This window comes from Methylobacterium ajmalii, assembly GCF_016613415.1.
Lineage (GTDB): Bacteria > Pseudomonadota > Alphaproteobacteria > Rhizobiales > Beijerinckiaceae > Methylobacterium > Methylobacterium ajmalii.
Genome location: NZ_JACWCT010000110.1, coordinates 33,923 through 52,323 on the forward strand (window position 1 = coordinate 33,923; position 18,401 = coordinate 52,323).

Annotated in this window: 15 protein-coding genes and 1 pseudogene; 8 read left to right on the forward strand and 8 right to left on the reverse strand. The window is 67.5% G+C overall.

Going from position 1 to position 18,401, the window contains the following annotated elements:
* A pseudogene (locus HPY23_RS21010) lies at nt 1-189 on the reverse strand (hypothetical protein); the annotation flags it as partial.
* Nucleotides 190-437: 248 nt separating this feature from the next.
* Nucleotides 438-1,037, reverse strand: a complete 600-nt coding sequence (locus tag HPY23_RS21015) for a L,D-transpeptidase (protein WP_060847418.1) — start codon at nt 1,035-1,037, stop codon at nt 438-440.
* Between the two features lie 196 nt (nt 1,038-1,233).
* Here HPY23_RS21015 and HPY23_RS21020 point away from each other — a divergent pair, with 196 nt between their 5' ends.
* Both HPY23_RS21020 and HPY23_RS21025 read left to right on the forward strand, forming a co-directional pair.
* Entirely contained in the window at nt 1,234-2,163 is a 930-nt protein-coding gene (locus tag HPY23_RS21020; RefSeq protein WP_091890661.1) for a histone deacetylase family protein, read from the forward strand.
* A 246-nt stretch (nt 2,164-2,409) separates the two neighbouring features.
* On the forward strand, nt 2,410-4,047 hold the full coding sequence (locus tag HPY23_RS21025; RefSeq protein WP_200601639.1) for an HNH endonuclease family protein: 1,638 nt from the start codon (nt 2,410-2,412) through the stop codon (nt 4,045-4,047).
* Between the two features lie 63 nt (nt 4,048-4,110).
* Here HPY23_RS21025 and ribB read toward each other — a convergent pair whose 3' ends face one another.
* Together ribB and aroC are read right to left on the reverse strand one after the other, a co-directional pair.
* On the reverse strand, nt 4,111-5,205 hold the full coding sequence (ribB, locus tag HPY23_RS21030) for a 3,4-dihydroxy-2-butanone-4-phosphate synthase (protein ID WP_210344365.1): 1,095 nt from the start codon (nt 5,203-5,205) through the stop codon (nt 4,111-4,113).
* Nucleotides 5,206-5,479: 274 nt separating this feature from the next.
* Nucleotides 5,480-6,607 carry a chorismate synthase gene (aroC, locus tag HPY23_RS21035; RefSeq protein ID WP_091890664.1) on the reverse strand — a complete coding sequence of 376 codons (1,128 nt, stop codon included), beginning with the start codon at nt 6,605-6,607 and terminating at the stop codon, nt 5,480-5,482.
* A gap of 309 nt (nt 6,608-6,916) precedes the next feature.
* Here aroC and HPY23_RS21040 point away from each other — a divergent pair, with 309 nt between their 5' ends.
* Nucleotides 6,917-10,777, forward strand: coding sequence for a glycosyltransferase (locus tag HPY23_RS21040; RefSeq protein WP_091890667.1), 3,861 nt, complete (start codon nt 6,917-6,919; stop codon nt 10,775-10,777).
* A 189-nt stretch (nt 10,778-10,966) separates the two neighbouring features.
* Here HPY23_RS21040 and HPY23_RS21045 read toward each other — a convergent pair whose 3' ends face one another.
* Nucleotides 10,967-11,458 carry a hypothetical protein gene (locus tag HPY23_RS21045; protein WP_060847414.1) on the reverse strand — a complete coding sequence of 164 codons (492 nt, stop codon included), beginning with the start codon at nt 11,456-11,458 and terminating at the stop codon, nt 10,967-10,969.
* Nucleotides 11,459-11,734: 276 nt separating this feature from the next.
* On the opposite strand from HPY23_RS21045, the gene HPY23_RS21050 reads away from it, so the two are divergent.
* From HPY23_RS21050 to rimM, 5 genes are read left to right on the forward strand one after another with little or no spacing between them, the layout of a single operon-like run.
* Nucleotides 11,735-11,956 carry an eL24 family ribosomal protein gene (locus HPY23_RS21050; protein WP_060847413.1) on the forward strand — a complete coding sequence of 74 codons (222 nt, stop codon included), beginning with the start codon at nt 11,735-11,737 and terminating at the stop codon, nt 11,954-11,956.
* Between the two features lie 19 nt (nt 11,957-11,975).
* Nucleotides 11,976-13,556, forward strand: coding sequence for a signal recognition particle protein (ffh, locus tag HPY23_RS21055; protein WP_091890670.1), 1,581 nt, complete (start codon nt 11,976-11,978; stop codon nt 13,554-13,556).
* The gene (locus HPY23_RS21060) at nt 13,553-14,179 is read left to right on the forward strand and encodes a hypothetical protein (RefSeq protein ID WP_091890673.1); all 627 of its coding nucleotides are present in this window, start codon (nt 13,553-13,555) and stop codon (nt 14,177-14,179) included. The genes ffh and HPY23_RS21060 overlap by 4 nt, the downstream gene beginning before the upstream one ends.
* Nucleotides 14,180-14,197: 18 nt before the next feature.
* On the forward strand, nt 14,198-14,554 hold the full coding sequence (gene rpsP / locus HPY23_RS21065) for a 30S ribosomal protein S16 (RefSeq protein WP_060847411.1): 357 nt from the start codon (nt 14,198-14,200) through the stop codon (nt 14,552-14,554).
* Nucleotides 14,555-14,564: 10 nt separating this feature from the next.
* The gene (rimM, locus tag HPY23_RS21070) at nt 14,565-15,287 is read left to right on the forward strand and encodes a ribosome maturation factor RimM (RefSeq protein WP_091890675.1); all 723 of its coding nucleotides are present in this window, start codon (nt 14,565-14,567) and stop codon (nt 15,285-15,287) included.
* A 134-nt stretch (nt 15,288-15,421) separates the two neighbouring features.
* Here the strand turns inward: rimM and HPY23_RS21075 are convergent, their stop codons facing one another.
* From HPY23_RS21075 to HPY23_RS21085, 3 genes are all read right to left on the reverse strand, one after another.
* Nucleotides 15,422-15,850, reverse strand: a complete 429-nt coding sequence (locus tag HPY23_RS21075; protein WP_060847410.1) for a Ros/MucR family transcriptional regulator — start codon at nt 15,848-15,850, stop codon at nt 15,422-15,424.
* A 361-nt stretch (nt 15,851-16,211) separates the two neighbouring features.
* Complete coding sequence (locus HPY23_RS21080; RefSeq protein WP_091890678.1) at nt 16,212-17,192, reverse strand: cation diffusion facilitator family transporter; 981 nt, start codon at nt 17,190-17,192, stop codon at nt 16,212-16,214.
* Nucleotides 17,193-17,337: 145 nt separating this feature from the next.
* On the reverse strand, nt 17,338-18,401 hold a 1,064-nt coding region (locus HPY23_RS21085; RefSeq protein WP_200649671.1), incomplete at its 5' end, for a response regulator.

Consider the following 18,401-nt stretch of genomic DNA (forward strand, 5'->3'; position numbering starts at 1 on the left):
CAGCCAGTCGGCGAAGGCGGGGTCGGCGGTGTGGACCGCGCGGTCGAGGCCGAACAGCATGTCGGCCTCGTCGCGGCAGGTCAGCCCGTCGGGCAGCACGGTCCGGCCGAGCTCGCGCACGTCCTCCAGGCCGATGGTGCCGGCGGCGAGGATACGGTTGCAGAAGTGTTGCAGCGAAGCGTTGATCATCTGTCCATGCCTCCCCGGCCTTTGTTGTGCCGGTGCTTGTCCCTGTATGAAGAGGACTATGCGGGGCGGGAGGGCTTCGACAGGTTAACGGCGGGATCTGAATCCCTGTTCAGGTTAAAGCCCGGCAACGGGACGGCGTTGCCAAAGCGTTGCGATGACCGGGCGAATGCAAGCCGGCATGGTTCCCGGCAGACCGGATCGTCTGCCGGGAAGCGGCCCCCTACGGGGCCCGGTCAAGAGGGCCCGGCCTACCGCACGATCACCCGGGCATCCGCGCCGACCCGGTTGTACAGGTCGACCACGTCGATGTTGCGCATGCGGATGCAGCCCGAGGACGCCGCCTGGCCGATCCGCTCCGGCTCGTTGGTGCCGTGGATGCGATAGAGCGTGTCCTTGCCGGAGCCGTCCGCCAGATAGAGGGCGCGGGCGCCGAGCGGATTGGCGGGGCCGCCCTGCATCGCGTGGACGTGGGGCCAGCGCTTGATCATCTCGGCCGGCGGGTGCCAGTCCGGCCAGGCGGCCTTGCGGAAGATCCGCGCCGTGCCGTTCCAGCCATAGGCCTCGTCGCCCACAGTGACGCCGTAGCGGATCGCCTTGCGGTCGGGCAGGACGTAGTAGAGTTGGCGCTCCTTGGTCTCGACCACGATGGTGCCGGGCGCCTCACCGGTCGGGTCCTCGATCATGTAGCGGGCGAAGCGCCGGTCGATCTCGGGCTCCGGCACCATCGCCATCCACTCCTTGTCCTTCGCGGACAGTTCGGGATCGGGGGTTGCCTTGTACATGCAGCCCGGCAGCGCCAGGAGGGCCCCCGTCAGAACGAGCGCGAGGGCGGGGCGGGGGCGGCGCATCGGGAGAGAACCTTGTCGAGCAGGCGAATCAGTCTCCCTCGACGGTAAAGCGTGGCCGTTGGGCCGCGAAGCGCGGACCCGCGCCGCTGTGCACGATGCCGGCCGTGTGTTGCGTCCGGGCCATGGCCCTGCCACGGTGCCGGCCAGGGATGGGCCGTCGCACGACCGGCCCGGGGGAACGCGCGAAGCGGGCACGATGACGACGCTCTATCTCTGCCATCCGGCCTCCCTCGACCACGACACGCCGCCGGGCCACCCCGAGCGGGCCGACCGCATCCGGGTGATCGAGCGGGCCTTGGAGGACGAGCGCTTCGCCGCCCTCGTGCGCGAGCAGGCGCCGCTCGCCGACCTCTCGGTCGCGGGGCTCGCCCATCCGGAGAACTACGTCGCCGCCATCGCGGCGGCAGCGCCGGACGAGGGGCTGGTCGGCATCGATTCCGACACCGTGATGTCCCCGGGCTCGCTGGAGGCGGCGCGCCGGGCGCTCGGGGCCGCCGTGCGCGCCGTCGACGAGGTGATGGAGGGCCGCGTCGCCAACGCCTTCGCGGCGATGCGCCCGCCCGGCCACCACGCCGAGCGCGAGCGCGCCATGGGCTTCTGCCTGTTCAACACCGCGGCCGTCGCGGCGCGCCACGCGCGCCGGCACCACGGCGCCGCCCGGGTCGCGCTGGTCGACTGGGACGTCCACCACGGCAACGGCTCGCAGGACATCTTCTGGGACGATCCGAGCGTGCTCTACGCCTCGACCCACCAGATGCCGCTGTTTCCCGGCACCGGCGCCCCCTCCGAGCGCGGCGAGCACGACACCATCGTCAACGTGGCGCTGCATGCGGGCGACGACGGCGACGCCTTCCGGGAGGCCTTCAGCCACGGCGTGCTGCCCCGCCTCGAGGCCTTCCGGCCCGACCTGATCGTGATCTCGGCCGGGTTCGATGCCCATTGGCGCGACCCGCTCGCCAACCTGAAGCTGACCGAGGCCGACTTCGCCTGGGCGACCCGGGCGGTGATGGAGGTGGCGGACCGCCGCTGCGGCGGCCGGGTCGTCTCGCTGCTGGAGGGCGGCTACGACCTGATCGGGCTGTCGAAGTCGGTCGCCGCCCATGTCGAGACGTTGATGGGACGATAAAACAATGGCTGCATGAGTTTGTTTTAGTAAATATTCACATTGTATTATATCATAAAGGCTGATGTAGTTTGAAAAGTGCTGTGAATACTGTATACGAATACGTCGCTAAATTGTGTTTTTACTTATCGAATTGACATTTAAATTTTCGTACGTGTTATATATTGTGAAGATTTTCGGATTGGCCAAAATTCTCCTTTACAAATTTTTTGTCGGATTATAAGGAATAATATATTCAGGGAGGCGTTCGTGGCCAGCCGAGTAAATCTAGATGCGATGATTCAAAGAGAAGACTTTGCCACTGAAGATGGCGATTATACCATGGATCTTTTTCAAAATTTTCCAGCTTCAAATCTAGAGATGCACTCTCCAGTAAGACGCTTGCTAAGAAAACCAGATTTTCAACGCGAAACAAATCACTGGTCGCCCAATCAATTGGTGACTTTTGTTGCGAGTTTTCTTGATAATGAGCTTATTCCTTCGCTGATTTTATGGAAATCCTCTACGTATATTTTTGTAATTGACGGAGGGCATCGCCTCAGCGCACTCAGAGCTTGGATGGAGGATGATTATGGCGACGGCCCTATTTCCAGACAATTTTATAACGGCGAAATATCGGCAGAGCAGAAGCGAATAGCGAAGAGGACTAGGTCGTTAATTGAGTCAAAAATTGGTAGATTTTCTAAGCTAAAAGGTTTGGTTGGGACAAAATTAGCAGTGAGCGATATTGATGCTAAAAGATCTCAATTGCTGTTCACGCGGGGCTTAAATTTGCAGTGGGTGCAGGGTACGGCGTCCGTGGCGGAGACATCTTTTTTTAAAATTAATTCTCAGGGAACGCCCCTTGATGATACAGAAGAATTACTGCTAAGAAACCGAAAAAAACCGATAGCTATTGGTGCGAGAGCGATACTGCGCGCTGGTGTTGGCCATAAATACTGGTCCGCTTTCGATAAAGAAATTCAAGCAAAAATCGAAAAAACTGCATCTGAAATCTATGCAGTACTATTTGAGCCGGAGATTAATCAGCCAATAAAGACATTAGACCTTCCGTTGGGAGGCACGGTGGCGCCCACAGATGCGCTTGCCTTGCTTGTTGATTTTTTGTTTATTTGCGATTCGTCGCAGTCAGCTACAAACAACATTGCAAGCTATGATGACGATGAAAAAGGCGATAAAACTATAACAGTTTTAGCTAGCGCCCTCAGTGTTGTGAATAGAATCACCGGAAACGCTCATGGAAGTCTCGGATTGCATCCAGCTGTGTATTTTTATAACGAAAAGGGTAAACATAGCAGATTTCTCTTTCTTGGCATGGTCAGCCTAATATCCAGCAAGTTAAAAAACAATGACTCTGGCTATTTTAAGAAGTTTACAATATCCAGAAGAAAAATGGAAGATTTCCTTGTTGAAAATAAATCTCTTATTGGTATTTTGCTCCAAAACATGAATAGAAGTGTTCGTATTGCAAAAATGAAGGATTTATTGGAATTTTTAATTGATAAATATAGTAAAGATCGAGAAGTAAAAATTGAGGAAGTCCTAGAGCATCTAGGAGCGCGAGGAAGAATATTGGATATAACTACTGCGGCAACAAACGTTGCATTTAGTGATGACACAAAGTCCGCTATATTTGTACGCAGAGCCATAGATACAGCCATGCGATGCTCAGTATGCTCTGGCTTGCTCGACCCAGCCAAGTCGGTTTCTTATGATCATAAAATTCCAGTTCGCGATGGCGGAACAGGCGCACTAGAAAACGGCGATTTAATACATCCTTATTGCAATCAATCTATAAAGCAGCAGATTAAATTAGTGCACCTCACAAAACTCCCGCCGCAATGTCGCTGCCACAGCAAGCCGAGGCGGTGGTCGGGAGTTTTGTGAGAGACACTTAGAAGGCTGTGTGCGAACAACTTTCGCACACAGCCTATGGGGTAATTCTCGGGTCTACCCCTCCAGCGGCTCGTCGCCGACCATCTCGATGCCGAAGCCGGACAGGCCGACGTAGGAGCGCGCCGCGCTCGAGATGTTGCGGATCGAGACTACGCCAAGGTCGCGCAGGATCTGGGCGCCCAGGCCCACCTCGCGCCACTGGCGGACGCGGGCGGCCTCGGCGCCATCCTCGCCGGCCCCGTCGGGCAACTGCGACAGCGGCACGCCGGCGGTGCCGTCGCGCAGGTAGACCAGCACGCCGCGGCCCTCCTGGGCGAAGCGGCGCATCACCGCCTCGATGGTGCGGCCGCCCTCGATCACGTCCGCCACCACGTTCGAGCGGTGCAGCCGCACCAGCACGTCGCGGCCCTCGCCGATGCGCCCGTGCACGAAGGCGAATTGCTGCATCGGCTCGAACGGCGTGGTGTAGGCGTAGCCGGTCATCTCGCCCCACTCGGTCTTGACCGGGAAGGTGCCGACCCGCTCGACCAGCTTCTCGCGCGCCTGGCGGTAGGAGATCAGCTCGGCGACCGAGATCTGCTTGAGGCCATGCTTCTCGGCGAAGGCCGTGATCTGCGGCCCCTTCATTACGGTGCCGTCGTCGTTGGCGAGTTCGCAGATCACCCCGACGGGCGGGAGCTTGGCCAGCCGGCACAGGTCGACGGCGGCCTCGGTATGGCCGGAGCGCATCAGCACGCCGCCGTCCTTGGCGATCAGCGGGAAGACGTGACCGGGGCGCACGAAGTCGGCGGCGCCCATGTTGCCGTTGGCGAGCGCCCGCACGGTGTTGCAGCGCTGCTCGGCCGAGATGCCGGTGGTCAGCCCGTGCTTGACGTCGACCGTGACCGTGAAGGCGGTGCCGAGCGGCGCGTCGTTCGAGGCCACCATCGGCTCGAGGCGCAGGCGCTTGGCCTCCGCCACCGTGACCGGCGTGCAGACGATGCCGCAGGTGTTGCGGATGATGAACGCCATCTTCTCCGGCGTGCAGAGCGAGGCGGCGACGACGAGGTCGCCCTCGTTCTCGCGGTCGTCGTCGTCGGTGACGACCACGATTTCGCCGCGGGCGAAGGCGTCGAGGGCCTCGATGATCGATGCGTGGGACACGGGCATCTCCTGCCGCGAGGGGCCAAGCCCCGAGGGGACGAGCCCCAGGAAGTCGTTGGGGGTGACGGCGCCGCCGGTCGCCTGCGCCACGGCGGTCGCCGTCTCCCGCGAGAGCCAGGGCTCGGGATTGTTGCACAACCCCGTCACCGCCGCCGGGGAGAGCCCGCAGCGCCGCGCGAAGTCGATGCGGGTCACGCCCTGCTGCCGGAGCCAGTCGCCGAGTTTCACGACCCCGTCATAGACCCACGACGATTTCAGTCCAACTGAAATCGTCGTGATTTCACTCCGGCTGAAACGCCGGCGTGGTGCCAGGCTCGGTCCCGACCTGCGCCCGGTGGCGCAGGAGGTGGTCGGCGAGCACGCAGGCCATCATCGCCTCGCCCACCGGCACAGCCCGGATGCCGACGCAGGGGTCGTGCCGGCCCTTGGTCAGCACGTCGACCGGACGGTTGTCGCGGGTGACGCTCGCCCGCGGGGTCAGGATCGAGGAGGTCGGCTTGACGGCGAAGCGGCAGACCAGGGGCTGGCCGGTCGAGATGCCGCCGAGCACCCCGCCGGCATGGTTGGCGACGAAGAACGGCCGGCCGTCGTTGCCGGGCCGCATCTCGTCGGCGTTGTCCTCGCCCCGCAGGGCGGCGGCCGCGAAGCCGTCGCCGATCTCGACGCCCTTGACGGCGTTGATCGACATCATGGCGGCGGCGAGATCCGCGTCGAGCTTGCCGTAGATCGGCGCGCCGAGGCCGACGGGCACGCCCTCGGCCACCACCTCGATCACCGCGCCGACCGACGAGCCGGCCTTGCGGATCCCGTCGAGATAGACGGCCCACTCCGCCGCCGCGGTCGCGTCCGGGCAGAAGAACGGGTTGTTCGGTACCTCGTCCCAGTCGAACCGGGACCGGTCGATCGCGTGCGGGCCGATCTGCACCAGGGCGCCGCGGATGGTGACCCCGGCCAGCACCTTGCGGGCGATGGCCCCGGCCGCCACCCGCGCCGCGGTCTCGCGAGCCGAGGAGCGGCCGCCGCCGCGATAATCGCGGATGCCGTACTTGGCATCGTAGGCGTAGTCGGCGTGGCCCGGCCGGTAGCTGTCGCGGATCTCGGAATAGTCCTTCGAGCGCTGGTCGACGTTCTCGATCATCAGCGCGATCGGCGTGCCGGTGGTGAGCTGGCGCCCGCCCGTGCGCTCGTCGGCGAAGACGCCCGAGAGGAGACGGACCTGGTCCGGCTCCTGACGCTGGGTGGTGAAGCGCGACTGGCCCGGCCGGCGCCGGTCGAGGTCGGCCTGGATCTCCGCCACGTCGAGCGGGATCAGCGGCGGGCATCCGTCGACGACGCAGCCGAGGGCCGGCCCGTGGCTCTCGCCGAAGGTGGTGACGCGGAAGAGGTGGCCGAAGCTGTTATGCGACATCGTGGGTCTGCGAGAAATGGCGCCGCCGCTCTAGAGCATTTTGCGCCGCACGGGAAATCGCCCGGCGGGCCGGCTGCTGCGCGCGTCGCGCGCGCCGGCACGGAGCCGGCGTTCCCGCGGACCCCGCGCGCTTGACATCGTCTCGGCCCGGCCCGTACATCCACTCGTTTTTGCAGTGCGAAAGAGCTGTTTCATCGGGAAATACAGGCAAGGATTGCACGGGCAGCCATCCTTGTTCCCGATCGGCACCTTCAAGACAGTATTGATCAGAGATATTCCACGACGCGATCGGTGACAGCGAGGGGCGACATGAATTTTTTCAGGCTACCGCGGCTCGGCGCGCGCAAACGTGACACCGCGCTCGACGTGACGTTTTATCGGGATTACTACGCCGACATGCACGGTGCGACGGACGACGAGATCGTCACGCACTGGAAGGAGTTCGGACGCAAGGAGGGGCGGTTCGGCAGCGAGGCGCTCGCCCGCGCCGCCGTCGCGGCCGACGACAAGCTGCCCAAGGACTTCGACGCCGGGACGTATCTGCGCCTGAATCCCGACGTCGCCACGGCGGTCCGGTGGGATTTCGAGGCGGCCCTCCATTACATCGAGCACGGCCGGGCGGAGAACAGGCTCTACGGCGCGCCGTCCGAGGCGGCCGGGTCCGCGCCGGCCGGCCTGCCGCGGGGCTTCAACCTCGCGAGCTACGTCGCCGCCAATCCCGACATCGCCCTCGCGATCCCGTCGACGGCCGGGCGGCTGAAGCACTACCACGAACACGGCCGGGCCGAGAATCGCAGCCACACGCCCCTCTATTACGAGGCGGAATTCATTCTCCAGCTGTACGGCGTCTCGGTGCCGCGCGGGCTGCCGCCCGCGGATGCCGTGGCGCTCGTCCGGCAGCACCTGCAGACGCCTGTCGATCAGCTCGTGTATTTCAACGAGGAGGAGATCGCCTGCAATCACGGGGTCAACACGCCGTGCTTCCGGGACTATTTCGACCATAATTTTTATCAATATCAATATATCAAGCAGGTCGGCAAGTTTCTCAACAAGGCGGAATGTATCCGCCATTTCTGTGAGATCGGCCAGTACGAGCAGCACGACATCTCGCTCGAAGGCGCTTTCGACGACGATTTCTTCCGCGCCGAGTATAGCGGCGACGACGCCCTGGCCGGGACGACGCGCAAGGAGCGCTACGAGCTCTGGCTGAGGAGCGGCCGGGACGCGCCGTACTGGCCGAACCTGACCGTGCTCGTCCGCTTCGTTCACGAGGCGAAGCTGCCGCGGGCGGTCGCCTCCTTCGTCGCAGCCCGGCTCGCGGCGGGCGAGGACGATCCCGCGACGCCGAGCCGGGTCGTGCGGGATCTGATCGAGTGGACGCAGGATGCGGGCGATCCCGCCTCCGCCGGCTTCCTGGTCGATGTCGGCGACGCGCGCGCCAAGCAGGGCCGAAGCGCCGAGGCCGCCGAACTGTATGTCCGCGCGCTCAACCAGATTCCCACGCACCCGCGCGCCCTCAACCACCGGGCCGACCTGATCCACCGCGGCGGCAATCTCGCCCTGGCCACGCGCCTGCGCCGCCACGTCGTGGCGATCGACGCCAGCAACGAGTGGACCTTCCTGCATCTCGCCAACGGCCTGATCGAGCTCGGAGAGACCGAGGCTGCGGCGGGCGCCATGGCGGCGGGGGTGGCGAAATATCCGGGCGACGTCGGCCTGCGCCTGCGGCTGCGCGAGATCCGGGAGAAGGCCTTCTACGACGTCTGGGAGAAGAGCGCGGACATCGCCCTCTCGGCGGGTTACGACGAGGCCCGCGCGCAGGTGACCGCGGCGGCGCGCTCCCTCGCCCGGGACGGCGAGCGGCCTGTCGGCACCGGCCGCGTCCGCCGGGTCGCCGTCTACGCCAATTGCGATCTCGCGCAATGCCGCTTCTACCGCGTCGACCAGCGCGCCGAGCAGCTCGCGGCGGCCGGTTACGAGGTCGAGGTCTACGACTACACCAAAGATCACGGCCGCTACATGGCCGACCTGATCCAGACCGACTACACGATCTTCTATCGGGTGCCCGCCTTCCCGAATGTCGTCGACGCCATCACGAAGACCGCCGAGCTCGGGATCATGACGATCTACGACATCGACGACCTGGTGTTCGACTCGCAGTATTTTCCGCCGGGGCTTGAGACCTATGTCGGCCTGATCGATGCGCGCCAGCACGCATCGATGGCCTGCGGCGTCTGCCTGTTCGCGGAAGCCGCCGCGCTGTGCGATTACGGCATGGCCTCGACGCCGAGCCTCGCCCGGCACCTGGAGCGCCGGGTCCGTACCGGGACGGTGTTCCACCAGCCGAACGCCCTGAGCAGCCCCCACCTCGTCAGCATGCAGGGCGAGGCGACCTCGTCTCGCGACGCTGTCACGATCTTCTACGGTTCGGGCACCAAGGCCCACAAGCTCGACTTCGAGCGGCTGATCGAGCCGGCTCTCGCGCGCCTGTTCGAGACCCATGGCGGGCGCATCCGCATCGTGGTGATCGGCGAGATCACGGTCTCCGACCTGCTGCGGCCCTGGTCCGACTACATCATCGCGTCCCGGCCGATCGCCAACGTGGCGTCGTACTGGGACCTCCTGCGCGAGGCCGACATCAACATCTCGGTGCTGGTGCCGGACGTGTTCAACGACTGCAAGAGCGAGATCAAGTGGATGGAGGCCGCGATGTTCGGCATCCCGTCCGTGGTCAGCAGCACGCAGACGCATCGCGAGGTGATCGTCGAGGGCGAGACCGGCTTCCTGTGCGAGACTAGCGACGCGTTCCACGCCGCCCTCGACCGCCTGGTCCGCTCGCCCGAGGACCGGGCCCGGATCGGCGCGGCGGCCAAGCGCGTCGTGGTCGAGCGCTACGGCCTCGAACGCCAGGCCCGCGGCCTGGCCGAGATCATCGACCGCACGACGGCACGCCAACTCGCGCCGCGCCGCAAGCTCGTCATCGTCAACGTATTCTACCCGCCGCAGGCCATCGGCGGCGCGACGCGGGTGGTCCACGACAACGTCCGCTCGCTGCGCACCATCCTGGGGCCCGAGTGGCAGATCGACGTGATCTGCACCCTCGAGGGCGGCTCGACCCCCTACGCTCTCGACTGGTACATGCGCGACGGCGTGCGGGTGTTCTGCATCACCGCCGCGATCCACCCGGACATCGACAGCTTCGTCGAGGACCCCGAGATGGGCCGCGTCTTCGACCGCGTCCTCGACCGGATCGTGCCGGACCTGATCCACTTCCACTGCATCCAGCGGCTGACCACGTCCTGCGTCACCACGGCGATCCGCCGCCGCATCCCCTACCTGATCACGATGCACGACGGCTGGTGGATCTCGCCGAACCAGTTCCTGACCAACGGCAACCGGGTGGTCGAGACCTACGACTACAGCGGCAAGGCTTCGCTCGACACGTTCATGAGCGACGGCTACGCGCGTGCGCGGACGCTGTTGCGCTGCCTGAAGGGCGCCGCCCGCGTGCTGACCGTGTCGCAGCCCTTCGGCGACCTGTGCCGGAAGGTCGGCCTCTCGGAGATCGAGGTGGTCGAGAACGGCGTCTCGCGCTTGCCGGAGGTGACGCGGACCGAGAGCCCGACCGGCCGGGTGCGCCTCGGCTTCATCGGGGGACTGGCCGACCACAAGGGCTACGGCCTGATCCGCAACGTGATCCGCAACGAGCCGTTCCGGAACCTGAGCCTGCTGCTCATCGACCACGCCATGCATCCGACCGAGCAGGTGAGCGAGGAGTGGGGCAGCGTGCCGGTCACGATCCGGGGCAAGTTCCCGCAATCGAGCGTCGGGGGCCTCTACGCGGCCATCGACGTGCTGCTGGCGCCCTCGGTCTGGCCGGAGAGCTACGGCCTGGTGACCCGGGAAGCGGTCGCCTCGGGATGCTGGGTCGTGGCCTCGAACCGGGGCGCGGTCGGCGACTGCGTCGCCGAGGGCCGAAACGGCTACGTCGTCGACGTGTCTGACGAGACCGGGCTGCTGGCGGCGTTGCGCTTCATCGACGAGAACCCGGAGATCCACCTGCGCGTGCCCGATTTCACGGCACCGATCCGGACCGCGCACCAGCAGGCGGAAGAGCTCGCGGTGATCTACGGCGAGGTGCTCGACGCGGCCCCCGCGACGCCGGCCTGAGCCCCGGGCGAGGCGACCGAAGGGCGGGCTTCTCCGGTCGTTGTCGGCGGCGACGCGGCCGACGCGGCCGACGCGGCCGACGAGCGGCGCCGCAGGGCCCCCCGAAACGCAACGCCCCGGCATCGATGCTCGATGCCGGGGCGTTGCGTTCTGCGGCCGGGCGCGGGCGTTCCCGGCCGGGTTCGGGCGTCAGCGGCGCTGGAACAGCGGCTGGGCCAGGGCCTCGGCCCGGGCCATCCACAGGTCGCGCTCGGCCCGCAGCTCCTCGGCCTTGTCGACCTCCTGCTGCACGTGGGAGCGCAGGGCGCGCAGCTCGTCGGCCAGCATCGCCTGCAGCTCGTCGTAGCGCGCGTTCTCCTGGCGCAGCCGCGCCTTGAGCATCATGTTCTCGGCCATCAGGGCGGCGAGGTCGTCGTCCTCGCCGCGCAGGCCCGGCATCTCGATGTCCGGTCCCGCGGCGGGCGCCTTGACGGTCTCGGCCGCCGTGGTGGTCTTGGCGACCTCGGCCGGGGCGACGATGCGCGGCTCCCAGGCCGCCTGGGCCTCCGCCTGGCGGCGCGGCGCGCCGTGGGCCTGATCGGCGGCGTCGATCCGCGAGAGGGTCGCGAGCCAGTCCTGGAGCGGGCCCTGGGCCGGCCGCGGCGCGGCGGTGGTCTGCGTCTTCAAAGCGGGTTCGGACACGCCGCGTCTCCTGCAAATCTTGCTCGCGAGTTAACGGCGAGATGGTTAAGAACCGGTAAACACGCCCCTGCCCCGACGTCCCGTGTCTGTCCCGCCTTGACATCGCGGGCGGCGGCCGGTAAGCCGCGCCACTCAAGGACGAGGTCTCGTCCCGACGCCGACCGGCCCGTGAGGCCGGAGGTCAACGCCCGACAGCGCGATGCGCCCTCGGGCGCGACTTGCGTTGGGCGAATCCTCGTGACCCGCCGCCCCGACGGGCGGACCGCAGGAGACCGGATGACCAGGACCGACCCCCAGCCGTTGCGCATCGAGGACGCGGTGAACGAGCTCTGCCCCTGGTCGGGCAAGCCCGTCGCGGCCGACTCGCTGACGCTCTACAACGGCGCGGTCGTCGGCTTCTGCAATCCCGATTGCCGCGACAAGTTCGAGCGGGCGCTGAACCACTTCGAGGGCGCCCTCCAGGCCCGGCGCGCCGCCTCCGCGGGCGTAGACGAATAATCCCCGGAGACTGACGCGCATGTTCGAAGGCCTCTCCGACCGTCTCTCCGGCATCCTGTCCGGGCTGACCCGCCGCGGCGCCCTGACCGAGGCCGATGTCACCGCCGCCCTGCGCGAGGTGCGCCGCGCACTCCTGGAGGCCGACGTCGCCCTCGAGGTCGTGCGCTCCTTCACCGAGAAGGTGCGCGAGCAGGCGGTCGGCGCCGTCGTGCTGAAGTCGGTGACGCCCGGCCAGATGGTCGTGAAGATCGTCAACGACCAGCTCGTGGCGATGCTGGGCGGCGAGGCCGGCATCATCGACCTCAACGCGCCGGCTCCCGTCGGCATCCTGATGGTCGGCCTCCAGGGCTCGGGCAAGACCACCACGACGGCGAAGATCGCCCGGCGCCTGACCCAGCGCGACAAGCGCCGGGTGCTGCTCGCCTCCCTCGACACCCGCCGCCCGGCCGCCATGGAGCAGCTGGCGGTGCTGGCGAAACAGGTCGGCGTCGAGTCGCTGCCGATCGTCGCCGGCCAGTCGGCGGTGCAGATCGCCAAGCGCGCCATGGAGGCGGCGCGGCTGGGCGGCTTGGACGTGGTGATGCTCGACACCGCCGGCCGCGTCACCCTCGACGAGGCGCTGATGCAGGAGGCCGCCGACGTCAAGGCGGCCACCAACCCGCACGAGGTGCTGCTCGTCGCCGACGCGCTGACCGGCCAGGACGCGGTCAACACGGCGCGCGCCTTCGACGAGCGCCTCGGCGTCACCGGCATCGTGCTCACCCGCATGGACGGCGATTCCCGCGGCGGTGCGGCGCTCTCGATGCGCGCCGTCACCGGCAAGCCGATCAAGCTCGTCGGCACCGGCGAGAAGGTCGACGCGCTGGAGGAGTTCCATCCGGCCCGCGTCGCCAACCGCATCCTCGGCATGGGCGACATCGTCTCGCTCGTCGAGAAGGCGGCCGAGACCATAGACCAGGAACAGGCCCTCCGCGTCGCCGAGAAGATGCGCAAGGGCAAGTTCGACCTCGACGATCTGTCGATGCAGCTCGCCCAGATGGAGAAGATGGGCGGCATCGGCGGCCTGATGGGCATGCTGCCCGGCATGGGCCAGATCAAGAAGCAGGTCGAGGGCGCCAACCTCGACGAGAAGATGTTCAAGCGCCAGCGCGCCATCATCTCGTCGATGACCCCCGAGGAGCGCCGCAACCCCGACGTGCTCAAGGCCTCGCGCAAGAAGCGCGTGGCGAAGGGCGCCGGCGTCGACGTCTCGGAGATCAACAAGCTCCTCAAGATGCACCGCACCATGGCCGACATGATGAAGGCCATGGGCTCGGGCAAGCGCGGCATCGGCCAGGCGCTCGGCAGCATGTTCGGGCTCGGCGGCGGCGGCATGGGGGGCGGAATGGGGGGCGTGGGCAAGATGATGGGCGGCGGCATGCCCGAGCCGACGCCTGAGCAGATCGCCGCCCTGGAGAAGCAGTTCGGCGGCAAGCTGCCGCCGATGCCGTCGAACCTCGGCGCGACCGGCAAGACCACGCCTGGCCTGCCCGGCCTCGGCGGAGGCAAGCTGCCGGGGCTGCCGGGCCTCGGCGGGCTGCCGTTCGGGAAGAAGAAATGAAGCCCTCCGGCTTTCGAGAGCGCGGAGACGGCATCACGTCCTCGCTGTACGAACGGCGCCTCGACGACGGCGACATCTCGGCCCTTGGCCGGTTGATCGGGCCCGAGCGCCCCCGTTTTGCGGCGGATGCGATTGAGATCGAGCTGCCATCCGGCCTGATGTCGTGCCGCTCACTCGCCTTTCCGCTCTCTGGAGACCAGTCCGCCTTCGTCAACATCACGTCCGACTGGATTCAGATACCTTACGACGACTTTCACTTGCTGAAAGCAGTGATTACGCCAGTGCCAGAAGGCATCACCGTTTCGCCGATCGCCGGGAGGGAGGCGAACAGTGTCGGGCCGTGCTCGTGGATCGAGCTAAGTGACTTCGGCCCTCTACGCTGCATCGAGATCGTGTCCTACGAGATCGACGACGAGGTGACACGAGGCGATGACGGACCTGTCATCGCTCACGAGATCGTCCGCTACGACCGCGCGCTCCGCCTGCGGTTCGCGGGCGGACGGGTGCTCACCCTGAGCACCCAGCACGGCTCCATCCTCGGAGCCATCGAAATCCGTTCCGGCGAAGACATCGGCAACGTCGAGCCTCATGCCCGGATCGAGATCCGCCACACGCTAAACTGACAGCTCTAGGAGAAAGACATGTCCCTCAAGATCCGCCTCACCCGTGGCGGCGCCAAGAAGCGCCCTTACTACCGCATCGTCGTCGCCGACGCCCGCGCGCCGCGCGACGGCCGCTTCATCGAGAAAGTCGGCGCCTACGACCCGATGAAGCCCAAGGACGATCCGGCCCGCGTCGTCCTGGAGACCGAGAAGGTCCAGGCCTGGCTCGCCAAGGGCGCCCAGCCGACCGACCGCGTCCTGCGCTTCCTCGACGCCGCCGGCCTCGCCAAGCGTCCGACCCGCAACAACCCGCAGAAGGCCGAGCCCGGCACCAAGGCCAAGGAGCGCGCCGCCGCCCGCGCCGAGAAGGCCGGCGCCGCCGATTCGGCTGAGTAAGACCTCCGCCATGGCGCGCCGTCCCGACGCCCGCCCCCCGGGCGGCCGGGTCCCCAAAGGACCCGGCCGCGGGGGCTCCGACCCGCGCCGGGGCGCCGGCGCGCCCGCGCAGGATCCGCGCTCCGGGGCCGAGCCCCGGGGCGCCGCCCCTCCGGCCGGACCGGTGCGGATCGACCGGATCGCCGGCGACCCGGCTTTCGTCCTGCTGGGGGAATGCGGCCGCGCCCACGGCCTGCGGGGCGAGGTCCGGCTGAAATCCTACACCGCCGACCCGGCCGCGATCGGGTCCTACGGGCCGCTCACCGGGGCCGACGGCCGCCGGGTCGAGATCCTGTCCCTGCGACCCGCCGCGGGAGCCCACGACATCCTGATCGCCCGCATCGCGGGCATTGCCGGCCGCGACGATGCCGAGAGCCTGAACCGCCTCGCCCTCTACGTCGCCCGCGACCGCCTCGGCGCGCCGGAGGAGGAGGACGAGTTCTTCACCGCCGACCTCGTCGGCCTCGCCGTCGTCGACCGCGCCGGCAACCCCGTCGGCACCGTGAAGGCGGTACCGAACTACGGCGGCGGCGACCTCCTGGAGATCGCGCCGGCCTCCGGCGGCAGTCCGGCCCTCCTGCCCTTCACCAAGGCCTTCGTGCCGGAGATCGACGTCGCGGGCCGCCGGGTCGTCGTCGAGCCGCCCGAGGACCTGTTCGCCCCGGCCGCGCCGCGGGACCCCGACGCCCCCTGAGCCGGGAGGCCGTCCGCCCGTATCCGGCCCACCGGGCCCCTGAAGGATCCGCACGAAAAAGCCTGCCGGGCCGAGGGCCGGGCAGGCTTCGTTCGTTTCCGGGCGGCGGGCGGAAGACCGTCCGCCTGCGCGGCCTACCGACCGCGGTTCTTGCGCTGCTGGCCGAGGCCGGAGCTCTTGGCGAGCTCGGACCGCTGGGCGGCGTAGGTCGCGGCGACCATCGGGTAGTCGTGCGGCAGGCCCCACTTCTGGCGGTACTGGTCCGGTGACAGTCCGCGGGTGGTCAGGTGGCGCTTGAGCGACTTGTAGGGCTTACCGTCCTCGAGGCTGATGATGTAGTCGGGCGTGACGGTCTTGCGGATCGGCACCGGCGGCGTGGGCTTCTCGGGCTCGGGGGCCGGCGGGGCGGCGACGCGCTCGAGCGAGGCGTGGACGGCCGCGATCAGGCTTCCCAGCTCTCCGACCGGAACCGAATTCTTCGACACGTAGGCCGACACGATATCGGCCGTGAGCATGACGAGCTCGCCCGGCTCCTGGTCGTGAGTTTCCACGTCTGACATCATTGGGTTTCCGCTTCGAGAGTGTGATGGACGGCGGCGTCGGAGCAGGCCGGTCCGGGTCCGCACCGCCACTCGGTCTTCTTGGGAGCCGTTGCGCACGAGGCCCTCACAGAGCACCGCCCGATCCCACAGAATCTTGGCAAGTCTTTCGCGCAATCGCAAGCTGGCATCAGCAACGCGGCGATGAAATCAGGTAGTTCCTGTGGATTTCATACAGATGCAACCAATTGTAATATACTCAAGGTTGCAAAACGCGACCTGAATTCGCGGATAATTGTATAAACATCAACCGAGCGTCGTGTCGATCGAGCCACAGCTCTGTCGCCGGCCCGGATGCATGCGGGCACCCGGGCCGGCATCGGGGTCACGCCGCCGGGACGGGCGACTGGCGCTCCGCCTGGCTGGCGGCGGCGTGACGGGCCTGGATCTCGATGAAGACGCGCCGGACCTTGGGGCTCCGGGCCTTCATCCGTGCCTCGAGCTGGCTGACCAGCCGCTCGATCTCGCCGCCGGTGAGCCGGTCGTCGATGTCGAGGCTGACATTGACCAGGATGTCGGCCGGCCCGAGATGCTGGGTCAGCACCTCGTTGACGTGGTTCACACCCGGCTCGGAGCGCACGATCTCTCGGATCGCCCCGACCAGCTCGGGCTCCGCTGCCTCGCCGACGAGGAGGCCGTGGGTCTCGATCATCAGGAAGATCGCCATGCCGATCAGGATCAGCCCGATCACGATCGAGGCAGCGCCGTCGTAGGCGGGCTGGTCCAGTGTCTCGGCCAGAACCACGCCGCCGATCGCCACGACGAGGCCGGTCAGCGCCGCCACGTCCTCGACCAGCACGGTGAACAGGGCCGGGTCCTTGCTGCGGCGGATCGCGGTGACCGGCGGCAGCTTGCCCTTCTCGCCCCAGAACGCCTTCAGCGCGACGAAGCAGGAATACCCCTCCGCCGCGACCGCGAAGCCGAGGATCGCCAGATTGACGACGTAGCCCGGAATGGTGCGGCCGAGGATCACCGCGTCGGCGGCGGGCTCGGGGTGCTGGAGCTTGTGGATGCCTTCGTAGACCGCGAAGGCGCCGCCGCCGAGGAAGATCAGCAGGGCGACCAGAAAGGCGTAGAAGTAGACTTCGCGGCCGTAGCCGAAGGGGAAGCGCGCATCGGCCGGACGTTGCGCCCGCTTGAGGCCGACGAGGAGCAGGATCTGGTTGGCGGTGTCGACCACCGAGTGAACGCCCTCGGCCAGCATCGCGCTGCTGCCGGTGAAGAAGGCGCCGACGAACTTCGCCACGGCGATCGCCAGGTTGGCGCCCGCGGCGGTGTAGATCGCGCCGCTGCTCTCGTGGGCCATGGTCGTCTCGCGCTCCTCGGGGCTGGTTCCGCTTCGGGACGGCCGCCGACCCGCATCGAGCGTGGCCGTGGCCGGTCACATGGTAACGCTGCGGGATGCCGGAAGGGTCCGGCCGATCGGGCGCCGAAGGAGAGCGGGGCGCGGGTCAGGCCGCGTCGCGCAGGGCCGGCACCGGGGCCGGCAGGTCGAAGTGCCCGTAGAGAGCCGCGATGCTCGCCGCGAGCAGGCCGTCGAGCGGCGCGAGCGCCGCCTCGTCGGGGCCCCGTCCCTCGACCCGCGCCGCATGCTCGATGTCGCGCAGGTGCGCGGCCAGCGCGGCGGCGCCGACGTTGAGGCTCATCGACTTGAGCCCGTGCGCCGCCCGGGCGGCGGCCTCGGCGTCGTCGCCCGCCGCCCTGAGGGCGGACAGCCCGTCGGGGCCGTGGGCCGAGAACAGCCCGAGCACCCGCTCGACGAAGGCCGAACCGGAGCCCTCCGCCATCTCGGCGAGGCTCGTGACGGTATCGGGATCGAGGAGCGCGGCGGGTGGGCCGGCGGCCTCGGCCGCGAAAGCCGTCTCCGCCTCGGCGGCGACCGTCCCGTCCTCCCCGAGCGCGGCCGCGAGGATGCGGGCGAGGTCGGTGAGCGTGAAGGGCTTGAGCAGCACCCCGTCCATCCCGGCCTCGCGCCAGGCCTCGGCCGACGTGCCGACCACGTGGGCGGTCGCCGCCACGATGGCGGTGCGGGGCGTCCCTTGCGCGGCCTCCCACTGCCGGATCGCCCGGGCGGCGTCGAAGCCGTCGAGGACCGGCATGCTGCCATCCATCAGGATCAGGTCGAAGGCGCCCTCACGCGCCGCCTCGAGGGCGCGGTAGCCGTCCTCGACGGTAACCACGCGGGTAACGCCGAGGCGGCCGAGCGCCTCGACCGCGACCTCGCGGTTGACCGGGTTGTCGTCGGCCACCAGCACCCGGGCGTGAGGGTAGCGCGGCAAGGCCGCGACCGGACCGGCCTCGGCGCCGATTCCCGCGAAGGCGCCGCCGGTGGCGAGCGCGGCGAGCGCCGGGCGCCACTCGGCCTGGGCGAGCGGCCAGCGCAGCAGGGCGTCGGCGAGGCCGGAGGAGAGCACCGCGGCTCCGCTCGGCTCGCCCATCGGCGCCAGCGCCACGACGCGGCCGGCCCCGGCCGGGCGGCGGCCGGCCCGGGCGAGGGCGGCGGCCTCGACGAGGT